Source organism: Citrobacter sp. RHBSTW-00887 (assembly GCF_013728095.1).
GTDB classification, from domain to species: Bacteria; Pseudomonadota; Gammaproteobacteria; order Enterobacterales; family Enterobacteriaceae; genus Citrobacter; species Citrobacter braakii.
This window is the reverse complement of sequence record NZ_CP056267.1, coordinates 828958-843335: the sequence shown is the minus strand read 5'-3', so window position 1 is coordinate 843335 and position 14378 is coordinate 828958. Positions and strand designations below refer to the sequence as shown.

The window sequence follows — 14378 nt, the reverse complement described above, 5'->3', positions numbered from 1 at the left end:
TGAATGACATACACCTTTATCCGTGACAATTGAATGAGTATCGTCCACATCCAGCACTGAATCGTGGGTCAACATAAATACCTATAATGCTAATTGACAGCTATATCTATAAACATAGGGAAACAGAAGCCAGAGATTACTACCACTGACAATACTTTTTTTTGAAATTTGTTTAAAAGTCTTGCATCTCAAATAGAACGCAAGTATTACAAATCAATAGTCCAACCTAAAGATTTTCCATCAAAAAGATGACAACATATTACCCCAGCCTCATTCAGCTTTGTTAACCAATTTCGGGTAACGTAAATAGATAATCCACAAATATCTGCTATCTGTCTCGTTGTCAATCCTGCTTCAGAGGTGGTACTAAGCGCTTGATATATAAGACTCAAGTTAGCGTATCCTTTACGCCCTTTAGCAAGACGCATTGTTTCATTAAGCTTCCCAATTTTTCTTAAAGCAACATCTGTTTTAATAGATGAATCACCACTTAATTCTTCTTTTGCATCTTTTTCAGAAAGACTTTTTCCAATTATATTTCTTTCCGTTTCACCCAACAACAAATAATAAACATTATCATTTACCGCATTACTGCTCATAAGAAAAGCCAACCTCGGAGTCATTCAGAATTGTTGCAAATGATATCCTCAAAACCCATTAAAACGGCATATTTAGTTAAAATGGCATATTAATATAGGTTAAAATTCCGCTTTTTAAATAATTTACAGAATAAAAATCTTTTGAGCGTTCTGATTTTTACACCGATTATTAATCATCTTTCAATGCAAATGAAAATCGGATTAAATGTATTTTCGATAAGGAAAGCGGTGTCCTTCAATCTTTCAACTCGAATTCGACGACCAGCTGTACTTAAATCAAACATTAGTCGATTGAACATCTGATCATCAGTTGAATCATTAACATTTTTCTTGATAACGAAATTTGATAATGTGAAATAGCTATAGTATTCAATCGAGTAATCGAAATATATAATCCTCAGTACATCAAATGTAGTATTAGTATCTAACTCTGTGAGTTCACCAGAAAAAGAAGCCATTCCAGTCCCGTTGGGATTAAAAGTCATACCGATTATACCGCTGTATTGAAATCCTTTTTTTGGCATGGGGATCAGTACGGGTGACTCACAATTAATCATTTCTCGCTTGGACACATCAAAGTAATAATATATATTAGCCAGAATAATCACAATGAAAGATATAAGTATGGTTAACTTAATAATTGCGCGCATTGATATACACTCCATTGCAAGCTGAAATAATATTATCTTTCTCACCAGAAATATTGCAACGGCTAATAAATTCCCGCCCCTTACCCTCTAGTGAAATACGTTCATCAGATTGATACACATACGAGAAATCCTTAGTGCAGGCTATGTTAAAATTTTCATTTTCAACCATCTTCTCAATCCTGGAACGAATTGATGCAAAATCATGCTCGCTTACATTTTTAAGCGTGTAAATTTTACAAGAATCTATTTTACCAAAATAAAAGAGCTCCTTGTTTGTTAATCGGTCTTTAAGGAAAAAAATCTGATATAATAAAACCATAAGCAAAATCATAAAACTTAGAATTGCAAAAAGATATTTACTAAAAAAACCATCCTTGAGCAAACTAAAACCACCATCTTTATAATTACTAACATTATCTCCAGATAAATAAAAACCAACGCGTGGTATTGTCTTAATTAACTCCTCTTGACATTCCAAGTCTGTAAGCGTTTTTCTTATAAAAGAAACATATTGAGTCAGACTGTTATTTGATGCAAGCATCTCATTTCCAGACCATACATAATCAAAAATCGCTTCTCTGGGGACAACCTTCCCTGCGTTGATTAACAAGCATGTAAGAACACGTGCAGCCATATGTGGTAAAACAATAATATCGTCCGCACGATTTTTGTTAACTAAAGAACCATCATCAGAATTGTAAACTATAGAATTGTTAATCAAAAATTTCATTTTGATAAATGTCTCTAACAAATTGATCAGCATTTGATGCAGATACGTATCAACATAATGGATAAATTATAGTCCTTACAGTTCTAACTTGCAGAAATTTATACTACTTATTTTTATTTTGATGATGCTGCCATGTCATTAGCAATGCTTTCTAGTATAGCTTCTGGCACCCTTTGTTGGTTGAAATACGTTTCGCACAAGGCTTTCTGCTCATTTTGCAACGGGTCCTTACCTCCGGATGAAAAATGATCTAACCATGGGACTAACATCTCTGGCTGCTCTGCTGGGATAGGATGAACCCCTTTCTTGACATGAACGCCAAATGCATTGAAGGGGCTATGATCTTCACGCTCTAAAAACAATACAGGCTTTTGATTAAGCTGGTATTCAAGCAGAAAACTAATCCCATCAACGATCAGTAAATCGGAAGCCTTGAACGGACCGGCGTAGTCGCCATTTGTAAGTACTCCTGTATTCGGTAGTGCACACCATCTGGCACAAAATACATCAAACTCTGAAGAGGATGTGTTTGAAATTGATTGCATTTGGCTGACAAGCGCAGGATGAGGACTGAACAAAAAATCAATTTCAGGATGCACCTGTGCCAGATTCAGCATAAATGATTTCACCATCCAAAATGTACCGAAATTGGTCCATTCAGTACCCGTGGAGTGGTGCGCACTCCATATTATTTTAAACTTATTTCCTGTATTTATCGGCCAGATGGGTTCTGCGTGACACAAATAATCAACTCGTGGATGCCCAGAAGTGATTACGGGTAATGTTGATGGCATAAACTCGCGTATTGCATCATTCGCAATAAATATTCCACTGGCTCGTCGATACAAAGGACTCGCCCGAAATCCTGAGACATGAATCGGGGCAATACTGTAATCTATATAATAAATCTTCGCAAAACCAAGCCATTCGGCAGCAAAAGCTGGCGATATATCAGCATCCCAATGTGATTGTCTAAAAATAATTTGAGGTTCTAATGCACGAAGAGTAGACAAGTCATCAAAAAGATCTCCCGAGATAATCCTGATATGCGGAATACCTTTAGATTTCATGCTATTATGGGTATTCTCTTCATTACAAAGCTTTTCGCTTCCAGGATACTTTCGCGGGATAGTCACAACTATCGGATCAAATCGAGGATCTTTACTCATTGCGAGCCAAACAGCGTGCAAACTACTCCATATTTCAACACTGTGGACAAGAAAAACACAACGCCATGGTGCTTTTCTTTTCATTATCAGACGCTCAGAATGATGAATAGATTGCGATACAACCAAAAGTTTCTGGCGAATATCATTCAGCTGAGAAGAGAGCGAGTCTATCTGCGATTGTTGATGAACACTGTTGCTTAAAATGGCGTTAATTGAGTCTATAAGCCGCCTATAACGCAGAGTTATCCCAGGAAATACTCTACGAATACCCATTGTGATCAGAGATCTAACCATTACTTTTGCCTTTTAAACCAAATCTGGACACCAGGCTACAGAGGGTTAAACGCATATAAAAGTTAAACATTTTACTTCCCATCTTCCTTGCCAGTAAGAATCGCTCAAAATGAGTGAGTGGAAATGATGCTCCAAGGCATTGTTTGAATATATTGTTCAGGTAATGTTTTTTTAGGGGCTCTTCAATAATAAACCATCCCCAATAGTGTGTATTTAACATCAATCTAAAAGCTTGCATTGCCGTGGAACGTGTTATCTCTGGTTTAAGGCGCAACATAAGCCATTCGAAAAGCTCAACATGTACCAATAAGCGTTCATCCTTGATGCCGATATCCTGTCCTGGCCTTGCCTGACGGTAAAAATAGTGACAATCCGTAATCGTTGTTAACTTTCGGGCTGCGAACAATGCTTCAAACTGAAAAGGAAGATCATCGAAACGACGAATATGTGCCGGGAATACAATTGCCTTTTCTTTCAGCATCGCTGTACGGTAGATCTTACGCCAAATCGTGGGACGCGAACTTAACTCATCACAAAGCAACGCATTCTCATTACCCGGGCATTCCACCTTCCCACCATCGGGATAAAATTCAGTCCAGCCGCATTGAGCCACATCAGACTGACGCAGCACAGCAGAACGGAATAGAGAGCTAAACATGTTCGGTGCAACAAAATCATCGCTATCAACAAACCCAGTAAATGTTCCCCGAGCAGCTGAAAGACCGGTGTTTCGTGCAGTAGCACACCCAGAATTTTGTTGATGAATCGTTCTGAAGCGTTGCGGATATTGTATCTGCCATTTTTTAGCAATTTCCCCACTACCATCGGTTGAACCATCATCAACAACAATGACTTCCAGCCCGTCCAAATCCTGATGAGCTAATGATGAAAGGCACTCATCCAGCCAATCGACAACATTATAGACAGGTACGACAACACTAACGGGTACTGAAGACAAGCGCCCACTGACTTGCGTTGAAGCTTCATCCACCCACCAGCTAAAACGCTCACAATGTTTCGCTGAAAATTGGTACCATTGCAGCCAGTCTCCCGCTGAACGTTCCAGAACGCCGCAGGCAACATCTGGAGCGTGAGAAAGAATTAATTTTTTTATTTGTTCCGAGTTGTTTTGGTCCAGCACAGCATAGAGTTCGTATCTCTTATCTACAGGAGATTTATTAATAAGCTGATTTATATCTGACACGACATAAATATCTGAATGCGAAAGTAACGAACTCCACCTTCGTTGGCCAGCAGATTCTGAGTCCACAATCCAGATAGGTGCCTCATGCTCTTTTAATGAATTAATCATATTTGGGCTAATCAATTTGTCACCCGGAATGATAATCAGTGGGATATCAGGACGCTGAGCAAAATAAGGGTGTCTGCCATCGATACAGGAAGAAATAACTTTCATTGTGAACCGCCTTTAATCATTTTCCCCATCAGACGAAAGATACCGAGCCATAACATCGGACGAAACAGTAAACCGGGGACCAAAAACGGCAGACTGCTCCATCGGTAGCCAGCAGCCAGTCGAGACAGTCCATGTGAGCTACCCACTAACAACGCTAAAGCAATAATGGCCTGCCCCGCTGGCAACCCAGCCTTGAATGCCGTAGCAAGCACCTGACGCGGACGGGCATGCTCAAACAGCGAACACGATGCAACATAGTAGGGTTTGCGATCTTCGGGTAGAGAAGCGACGCCACTCCAGTGCAACATACGTAATAGCTGCCCCATTAATATTCTGCAATGATTACTGGAAAGTGTTGCAGGCACTGCGTCAATGACTCCCGCTACTGCGTCTACCATATCGCGTCGGCGATGGCTTCGTTCCTCCGTGATTTTACCGGGCCTTCCCACCCGATAATAGTAACCGACTATGTCCATCAACATTATTTTTCCTTCGCTAAAAAGAACACGGTAATGAGGAACCAAATCTTCAAATACTTTGCCATCACGAAAAAAGCCAACGTTGTGCAACCAAAAATTCCTCCGATAAACTCCGGTATTAATATTTGGCTCAAGACCTAATAATTCAGGGGCCGCAATAAACGTAGTAACCCCATCATCACAATACTTGCGCGACTGAGAATAGCTCTTTTCATCATAGAAAGGAGACAGTGTCTGATTAATATCGTCATAAACCATACTGCGCCAAAAAACAGCATCAGCATGATTCCTTTCACCACGATCAATGGCCACCATTAGCGTTAATGCATTTAACCAGTCATCACTATCACAAAAAGCAATCCAGTCACCTCTTGCCAGACACACCCCTTTATTACGAGTAGCCGACAGTCCCTGATTGGGTTGCTTCAACAGAAGAACCTGTCCTGGAAATTTCGCCAACAAATCCGGCAAACACTTGAAACTATCATCGGTACTGCCGTCATCAATGACGATCAATTCAGCATTAGTCAGTAATGATGAGGATAATGAAGCAAGCGTCATTTCTACCCAAGCAGCTGTGTTATAAACAGGAACGACGATGCTCACCACCGGTATTTCTGCACTGCGAGTATCAAGAATAATGTCAGGTTTCAGGTTAATTCCCTCTCACTTAAAAATTAAATTCTGGTAGATGCTATACGCCCGGCGCAGCGCCCTCAGACGCCGTGAACCTCGTATACAATCCTGTATCTTCTGCCCTCCGATCCGAAACCACAGATGGCGATAAATGCGAATTAAACCATCCGATAACGTAAACCGAAGCTTGCCCATGGGAGTGCGGGGCGTTCTTAAATGCCTAAAATACTCGCGTCGAAGCGGATGACGACAGCCAGGAAGCCATGGCTTATCCGGGCCTGTAAAATGTAATATGACGGGTCCGGCCAGCGCTGCAACGTGCTCCTGGGCACTAAAAGAAGGTGTCAGGATGTCCGGCAAGTAACAACGCGTCTGGACGTTGTAAATTAAAGGCAGAGTATGAATTTCTCCCTGATGCGCCAAATTCAGCACATCCTGATCCTGCAATCGAATAACTTGCTGAAAGCGGTAATAAATGGTCAGGTATTCTTTTAATGGAGACGGATAACGCGCTCTGAGTGCATCCAGGTTGATAAGGAGTACCCCAGCATTAATGTAAAGGCTCTCAATACCAAGCCTCTGCGCCTGATCTCTTCCGCCCTCATCCGCGCAGGCTCCCATTACTACATTTGCCGGCAAATCATACTGCCAGAGAGGAAGAAGGTTGCCGCATACCACCATATCCGCATCCAACCACAGCACTCGGGATACATCAGTAAGCAATTCCGCAAGCAATAGTCGATACCACGTTCGATGGCTAATATGGCGTCGGTTATTGGGGAGATACTCAAGAGAGTTATGTGAAACCTGATGAAACTGAAAGCGGATGTTGTCACCCCTTTCGTTGGACAGGAGCGCTCTGCTTTTTTGAGATAATGTTTCATCGCACAGTAAATGGATGATGAGTCTTTGTTTCGGATGTAGCCCTGTAATCAGCGATGACAAGAATGTATCGGCATGAACAACATAGGCGTCATCGACTGCGATAGCGACTTGTATTGCCTCATCAATCAACTGGCTTCGATCTGGCTCTACGGGTTGAGAAGGCTTGAGGTATGCAGGAGAAACCCCTGTTGCAACCCCTGTTTGCCCAATCCTCATCTCTGGCCAACGCTGCTGAGCCGCAATGAGCCAGGCCTGCGTCAAACGCTCGGCAAGAAAGCCCCAAACTCGCTGCTGATAATGCGTGTAATGCTCAAGAGAGCGTTGTTGCGATTCCGGTAGTAATACTCCAAAAAGAAACGAACAGTAATCCTGAAAATAAGGATGTCGCATCACCACAAGATTACCCGTGACCATCGAAGTTCGTGAAAGGCAGTCAATCAGAGGGAGATAGAAATCTGGCCAGTCTCGCTTCACTCTTTCAACTATGCTTTCCAGATCGGCACCATGATGTGCACGATGATAATACTCTGCCACCGTCATTATCTGTTCAGGCAACCCAGGGGGATGTACCGGTAGCGCAGGAGCGGTCATGGCATCATATGACTCCAGACACTCATTGACCTGTTTCTCTGTCCAGCCGAAATAGTGGAGGGTATTTTCATCCAGTTTAGAGAATGTTCCGTTCAGGATCTTATTCTTACGAAACGTCAGCATGCGCCGATAGTGCATCAGCCCATACCAGTCGGCATCGACATTTTTCCATATCCAGTAAAGGGCCGTAAGCTCACTCCAGAAGGGATTTTGAGACGAAATATTGTCCCCTTCGTCGTCCCCCGCCGCGTAATCAAGACGAGTTGAAACAACAGATCGACCTGCCTGAATGGGTGTAAAATAACGATTTCGAAAGTATGGTGCCGGGCGATGATGGCATACGAAAAAACGGACCACGGGTTCAGACATTATTTTCCTCCCCCGGACCAGCCAGACCGTCACGAAGCCCTATACCCCAGTGCCAGATATTGCGGAGTTTTTCAGGGCCACTCATTGCGCCAGCCAATTGCCCAAGCACCCTCAACGCAGTGACATTGTTATTCCATGGGGCACCCGAACGGGTTCTTGATAGCCACAAAAGGTTTCGTGTTAATAACTTACGGCGCTCGGGAGAGACGCCGCTGCGGCTGTTAATATCATGTTGAAATCGTAGCGATGGACACCACAGCATCCTGACACCTTGTCTTGCAAGCGCGGCTCCGGCGGCCAAATCGTCAAAATAAAGAAACAATCTTGTATCCAGTACATCCAGCAATTGCCGTACGACTCTACGCTCAACGCAGCAACCCACAAACGTCAGCGTACAGACCGACGTTATATTGGGCTCTCGGGGCAGCCATCGCTCAGGGAAGAAAAGATAGCCCAACGATTGTCGTAAGGTTTGCGGCAAACGCTTAAACGGCATGTTCATTCGGCAAGGTTGATTGAGTGCATCTCGAACATGACTCAACCAAATATCGGCCTGAGGCTGCTTTGCCAGTTCACAAAGCCAATCCGGTGCAGGTTGCGCATCATCATCGTAAAGACAGACGTGCGTCCAACCCGTCACCGCCGTTAACGCTTCTAATCCTGCTGCAAAGCCACCCGCACCACCACGATTCTCAGGTTGATGCAATACAGTCAGCCTTAGCTCATCCAGGCTATCCAGCCATTCTTTGGTTCCATCGGTGGAGGCGTTGTTAACCACCAGCACCTGGTCGAATGACATATTTAGCGTGTGGACCAGCGTCCTTTTCAGCATCGTTAACCTGTTAAAGGTAACAATCAGCGCAGCCACTTTCATGCGTTATCATCCGGCCAGGCCAAAAAGTGCTCACCTGCTGGGGTTGTTATAAAATGCTTCGCGATCGATATGGCCTGGCGTAGCGTAACGTCCATATCCATATAGCGATAAGTCCCTAATCGCCCGATAAATGTCACACCAGTAAGAGCCGAAGCACGTTCGCGGTAGTGAGTCAGCAGCCGTTCATCATCTGCCATTCGCAACGGGTAATAAGGGATATCATTCTCTTTGGCCTCCCGAGGGATTTCCCTGACTAAAAGCGTTTGTTGATGCTGCTCCCAGGGACTCAGACGCGCATGGTCAGTAATGCGCGTCCAGGGAACAGATTTATCAGCATAATTCATGACGGCACACCCCTGAGCGTCAGCCGTTGCAGCCTCCCGAATAAAATCCAACGTCCTCCAGCGCAAGCGACCCGCATCATGATTAAACCAGGCATCAAGTGGACCGGACCAGAAAACATGTCCTTTATCCATCAACTCACGTGCAATTTCTGCCGTCACAGTGACGTCAGTCTGCACCTTAATATTGGGGTGTTGCAGCATAGATTGAACCATCGCGGTATACCCGTCCTGTGGCATACCCTGAAAACGGCTATCAAAATAGCCATCTGTATAGTCAAACCTGAATGGAAGGCGCTTGAGAATAGAAGCCGGAAGCTGCGTAGCCGAACATCCCCACTGCTTTTCGGTGTAATCACGGAAAAACGTCTCATAAAGGGGAGCCCCCATAAGTTCATGCGCATGTTGCTGAAGATTTTCTGCGCCGTCAGGCGTTGAAATCGTCATTGAAGCAAGCCATTTTCGCGCTTCATTGGGCGTCATTGCCGCTGAGCGAAACTGGTTTAAGGTGTGCAAATTTACTGGCAAATTCCAGACCTGCCCCTGGCTGGTCGTAAACACACGATGTTGATATGGCATAAATCGTGCGAAGCGCTGGACAAACTGCCAGACTTCTTCATCGTTGGTATGGAATATATGCGGTCCGTAACGGTGCTCACGCACCTGAGTATGCGGGCATCGTTCATCGTGGCAATTTCCCGCGACATGGTCACGTTGTTCAAAGATGCTAACCTGAGCACCCTGTTCGGCCAACAGCCGAGCGATGGTCGCGCCGGATAAACCAGCCCCTACGATATAGATATTTTTATTTTTCATTTTTTACTCGCTTCCTGCTGCATAGCTTCTTGATAGAGTGGAAGAATGTCGTTTGGTGAGCCATCAGCAATCATCTGATGGTTTTCGAACCACAGCACGCGATCGCAGAATTGTTGAATATCCTTTGGATTGTGGCTGACGAAAAGAAGGGTGACGCCCTGGGCCCGAAAGCGTTTTAGTACTTCATAGCAGCGTTGGCGGAAAGCAGCATCCCCCACGGCAAGTACTTCATCTACAAGCAAAATATCCGGAGAGATTTGAGTCATAACCGCAAAACCCAGCCTGGCTAACATTCCGCTGGAATAGATTCGTACCGGTTCGTCAATAAAGCGTCCAAGTTCAGCGAAATCGATAATCGCCGGCATCGCTCGTTTAACTTCCTCCCGACGCAGACCCAGGAGCGTTGCATTTAGAGCAATATTTTCCCGACCGGTGAGCTCAGGATGAAATCCGGCCCCCAGTTCCAACATTGAGGCTACGCGGCCACATACCTTTACCTGTCCGGTTGTAGGGGAAAGCACGCCTGCGACAAGTCCCAATAGCGTACTTTTCCCTGCGCCATTGCGGCCTATCAGCGCCACGGATTCTCCGCGACGAATACGAAAACTCACATTTTCCAGCGCTGTGTGCTGATGTTGCCTGATCAGAGCTTTAAGCTGTCCTGGATGTAGCAATAGCGATTTAAGACCAGAACCGAGGTGGTGCCAAAGCGGGTAGCTCTTACTTACCTTGACAAGTTCAACCGTCGATGACATCACAAAACCTCCGCGAATCGGGGAGCAAGCCTACGGAGCACTTGATATCCAACCAGTAACATCACGACGGAAAACACAAACATTGACAGCAAATGTTCGCCAGAAAGTCGTCCATGCATAAAAAGTTCACGCCATGCCAGAATCAAAGGTGCCAATGGATTAAGATTGAGAAGCCATTGCCAGCGTGCAGGTACCATTTCAGGCGAATAAAGCACCGGCGTGGCGTAAAACAAGAGCATCAGCCCAAGCTGTACAAAGCGTTCAAGATCGCGCAGAAACAACGTTAGTGACGATAAAAGACAAGACAGTCCAGTCAGAAGCATAAATTGCACTAAAAACAGCAGTGCTCCGCCCCATAGCCAGGCAAATGTAGGTTCTGAACCTGTACGGCTGACCAGCAAAAACAGAGCCAGTACCGGGAGGGTAAATAAAAAATGTACCCCCTCCGTTAACACCTGAGTAATAGGCAAGACTATGCGTGGAAAGGTGGTTTTTTTGATAATGGCACTATTTACAAAAAACAAAGCAGGTGCCGTACTCAGGCAGGACGTAATCCACTGCCAGGGAAAAAGACCGCACAACAAAAAAAGCGGGTAATCAGCAATAGGCACCCGCATGACCTGCCCGAAGATCAGCCAGTAAATAGCCCCGAACATCAGCGGGTGCCCTACAGACCACAGCCAGCCGAACAGACTGTTTTTGTAGCGTACCTTTATCTCTTTTTGGACCAGCACACGAATAAGATCCCGCTGCCACAGTAACGACAAAATAAAACGTTTCATTTTTCAAGTTCCATGACGCCAGAGATCGCGGAGAGACTCAGCACTCGCTCATAACAAGAGAGGTTCTTAGCCGCAGCATGAGAGGCCGTCAGAGAATGAAGCACACGCTGTCGCCCTGCTTTACCCTTGCGTTCACAGCAAGCAGGGTCCTCCAATAGCCCCCTCAGGGCAGCAGCAAAGGCAATATCATCGCCATCTTTTATCAGCGCACCACAACTGTTATCTGCGGGTAAAATGGTTCGGCATCCACCACGATCAAAAGCCACGGAAGGACGACCGCAACTGGCCGCCTCCAGGAGAATGCGCGGCACCCCTTCTGCATAACGCGATGGAAGCGCAATAATATTGGCCTGAGCAATCAGCGCAGGCATATCATGTCGTGCCCCCAACCACTCAATCTCCCCCTGGTGGTGAAGCTGAACGAGCTCTGCTTCGGGAATACCATTCACGTCTCCCGGGGCGGCGAGTCCTGCCACCTGCAGGTGCAGAGCCACGCCCTCTGAGCGCAGCTGTCGACAAATGTTAAGCAACGTGTCGAGCCCTTTAGGACGAATGAGCCTCCCCGCAAATAACACAACCGGTACGCGATTTCTGGGGAAAGACGAATAAGGAAAAGCATCGGGATTAACCCCTGAGCAACCAGTCACCATCGTGCGGGATATTGTGATACCGCAATTGTCCATGAGCGTCTTGCGATCGCCTTCGTGCTCAAACACCAGCAGGGTTTGAGGTTTTCGGGTAGCCCTGCGCCACCACCATCCCGTGATTGCCCTGGCCGGTCTCGCGAACGGAAAGGTGCCACTCCACAAGCGGCCTAATCCCGGGAAAGTTAGGGCTACCGGCCAGCGGCCAGCAAGACCTGCACCAATCAGGCAGGGTTTTAGCGTAATGCAATGCACCAGATCAGGCTTCAAACGGCGCAACCAAAGCGATATTTGCAAGCCGCTTTGTATCAGGTTAAACGGGCTTGCTGACGGGCCTTTCAGTGAAATTTCATGCCAGTGAATTCCTGCCTGATGCAATTGACGCATAACAAACTCATCGCCCTGACGGCATAAAAGATGAACGTCATAACCGGCCTTTTTCGCCGCACAGGCGCGGTCAAGCCAGTGCAAGGCAAAATAGGCCGCATCGTTAACGATAAAGCAGAGTTTCAAAGATCACCTCGGAGGAAGCGGGGATCGAAAGGAAAATCACGATGCCCCCGGATGCGCCATTTCTCCGCCGCCTCCAGGTCACCTTTCGATTTTGCAATGGTAATCAACGACGCTGTCATATTGGCGTCGTTATGCACGTGCAGCCAGGTGCTGGCACAGCGTTCAAATTGATTCAGATGAGCGGTTTTTCGGCTCTGATTGAAAGCCATAAGCTCACTGACACACCGGTTAAATTGCAATCGGTCATACTGTGCGAATGAATTTGGTACATCCTTGAGTAATTCAGTATCCGTTAACCCACTTCTCTCAGCTGTGCGCAGTATTGCGCGCGTCTGCCAGGCCGTATGCAGAAAAAACATGCCCCATAAGCAGAGGCCCCCCACTGCAATCAGGATGAAACGCTTCAGGCTGAGTGAAACTTCCCGAAGTTTAAGCAAACGAACCGGCCAGCTAAGACGAAGCAAAAGCAAAAAAATGACGGCATGCACGGCTGACAGATAAAACGGATACTCTGTCATGCAGTGCAGGGCAATAGGCAGCGTGAGGGCCCAGATCGTACGCGAACGATGCGACCCCTTAATCAAAGGGATGCAAAAAATGCCGGCAAACAACAGTAGCCCGCTCAATGCCACAATGCCGCCTTCAGCCAACACGAATAGAATTTCATTGTGTGGATGCGTCACCGTATGCTCAAAGCTGGAAACTTGCCCCGTACTTGCGAGCGCATCAGGCCACACGCTTTCAAAGCTGCCAGCCCCCGCACCCAAAAGAGGATGCTGTTTTATCAACGCAACACTTCCTTCCAGCATTTGCCTGCGCTGGATGGAAGATTCAGCCCGCATGCGCTCAAGGCTGAAAGCCGATGCATCTTTTGCATCTGAATTTATTGCCGTTTTATCAGCCTGGGATTGCATCTGGTGTTCAGCTGGCACGAGAACCGGGATCCCTGGCGATGGAATGATTTGTATCAGCAGCCAGCAGCCAACGATCAGGCCGGTTATCAGTAGTATTGTTTTTCGACGCATTTTCGCCGGAGAAAAAATAACCAGCCCCACCATGGCAATAGTGGCCCCCAGCCATCCCGTTCTGGAGTGGGTCAAATAAAGGGCGAAACCGATCGTCAGTAGAATGACAACCCAGGCAAAAATTGAATTTTTACGGCGGCATTGCACCACGGACCACAGCGCCGCGCCGAGGCCCGTCGCCAAAAATGATCCCAGAAGATTGACCTGACCGAACATACCTAATGGCCGACCTTCCGCCGCCAGAGGATTGTAATGCAGCCATCGCCATGAAAAATAAGGCGTATAGAGCTGAAGGATGGTAACAATGGCTTGTATAAAGGCAGCTACGGCGAGGATGCCAATAAAAAGATGGGCATCCATCCATGTCGTCCTGCTTTGTATATGCAAGCAAAAAAAAACCAACAGCAGGATAATAAATGCTGTTCTTCCCAGGGCGTTTATTTGCCATCCGAGTTCATTTGTTGTGATTAAAGACAAATTAATAAGTAAAAATGCTAACATCAACCAAAAAACATAATTTAACCCAAAGAAATCCGTTTTATTCCATTTAGAAAAAATAATAACAATTGACTGCAGAGCAATAACCCACCAGGTAGCAATGCTATGTAAAGAATTAAGCCCCGCTGCACTGACATTATCCACAGGGACGTGAATGATGATAAGCAACAACAGTAGCAACGGGGAGTAAAAATATGATTGTTTAATTACACCTGACATCATAGAAATACTAAAATTAGCTCCCAACTAACGATTTCGTCGATCCATCATAGTGTTCTGCATTGCAAAAATAATAATTTTTCCTCAACTCA

The 14378-nt window shown here is 45.7% G+C and carries 13 protein-coding genes; all 13 read right to left on the bottom strand.

Annotated elements, in window-relative coordinates; genetic code table 11:
- Nucleotides 1–206: 206 nt before the first annotated feature.
- Nucleotides 207–599, bottom strand: coding sequence for a FaeA/PapI family transcriptional regulator (locus HV314_RS04045; protein ID WP_165500015.1), 393 nt, complete (start codon nt 597–599; stop codon nt 207–209).
- Nucleotides 600–772: 173 nt separating this feature from the next.
- Nucleotides 773–1249, bottom strand: coding sequence for a hypothetical protein (locus HV314_RS04040; protein ID WP_094762223.1), 477 nt, complete (start codon nt 1247–1249; stop codon nt 773–775).
- Entirely contained in the window at nt 1233–1979 is a 747-nt protein-coding gene (locus HV314_RS04035) for a winged helix-turn-helix domain-containing protein (RefSeq protein ID WP_181547422.1), read from the bottom strand. The genes HV314_RS04040 and HV314_RS04035 overlap by 17 nt, the downstream gene beginning before the upstream one ends.
- Nucleotides 1980–2092: 113 nt before the next feature.
- On the bottom strand, nt 2093–3442 hold the full coding sequence (locus HV314_RS04030) for a hypothetical protein (RefSeq protein WP_181547421.1): 1350 nt from the start codon (nt 3440–3442) through the stop codon (nt 2093–2095).
- Nucleotides 3435–4859 (bottom strand): glycosyltransferase, encoded by a 1425-nt coding sequence (locus HV314_RS04025; protein WP_053389972.1) that lies wholly within the window; start codon nt 4857–4859, stop codon nt 3435–3437. The genes HV314_RS04030 and HV314_RS04025 overlap by 8 nt, the downstream gene beginning before the upstream one ends.
- Nucleotides 4856–5944: a glycosyltransferase family 2 protein gene (locus tag HV314_RS04020; protein ID WP_131351402.1), complete on the bottom strand. Its 1089-nt coding sequence runs from the start codon at nt 5942–5944 to the stop codon at nt 4856–4858. Before HV314_RS04020 ends, HV314_RS04025 begins: the two co-directional genes overlap by 4 nt.
- Before the next feature lie 60 nt (nt 5945–6004).
- The gene (locus HV314_RS04015) at nt 6005–7819 is read right to left on the bottom strand and encodes a DUF4422 domain-containing protein (RefSeq protein WP_181547420.1); all 1815 of its coding nucleotides are present in this window, start codon (nt 7817–7819) and stop codon (nt 6005–6007) included.
- Nucleotides 7812–8693, bottom strand: coding sequence for a glycosyltransferase (locus tag HV314_RS04010; protein ID WP_053389970.1), 882 nt, complete (start codon nt 8691–8693; stop codon nt 7812–7814). Before HV314_RS04010 ends, HV314_RS04015 begins: the two co-directional genes overlap by 8 nt.
- On the bottom strand, nt 8690–9850 hold the full coding sequence (locus tag HV314_RS04005; RefSeq protein ID WP_181547419.1) for a UDP-galactopyranose/dTDP-fucopyranose mutase family protein: 1161 nt from the start codon (nt 9848–9850) through the stop codon (nt 8690–8692). Before HV314_RS04005 ends, HV314_RS04010 begins: the two co-directional genes overlap by 4 nt.
- Nucleotides 9847–10605 carry an ABC transporter ATP-binding protein gene (locus HV314_RS04000; RefSeq protein ID WP_047358694.1) on the bottom strand — a complete coding sequence of 253 codons (759 nt, stop codon included), beginning with the start codon at nt 10603–10605 and terminating at the stop codon, nt 9847–9849. The genes HV314_RS04005 and HV314_RS04000 overlap by 4 nt, the downstream gene beginning before the upstream one ends.
- Nucleotides 10605–11387, bottom strand: coding sequence for an ABC transporter permease (locus tag HV314_RS03995; RefSeq protein ID WP_094762104.1), 783 nt, complete (start codon nt 11385–11387; stop codon nt 10605–10607). The genes HV314_RS04000 and HV314_RS03995 overlap by 1 nt, the downstream gene beginning before the upstream one ends.
- Entirely contained in the window at nt 11384–12544 is a 1161-nt protein-coding gene (locus tag HV314_RS03990; protein ID WP_181547418.1) for a glycosyltransferase family 4 protein, read from the bottom strand. The genes HV314_RS03995 and HV314_RS03990 overlap by 4 nt, the downstream gene beginning before the upstream one ends.
- Nucleotides 12541–14313: a PglL family O-oligosaccharyltransferase gene (locus tag HV314_RS03985; RefSeq protein ID WP_181547416.1), complete on the bottom strand. Its 1773-nt coding sequence runs from the start codon at nt 14311–14313 to the stop codon at nt 12541–12543. Before HV314_RS03985 ends, HV314_RS03990 begins: the two co-directional genes overlap by 4 nt.
- Nucleotides 14314–14378 lie beyond the last annotated feature (65 nt).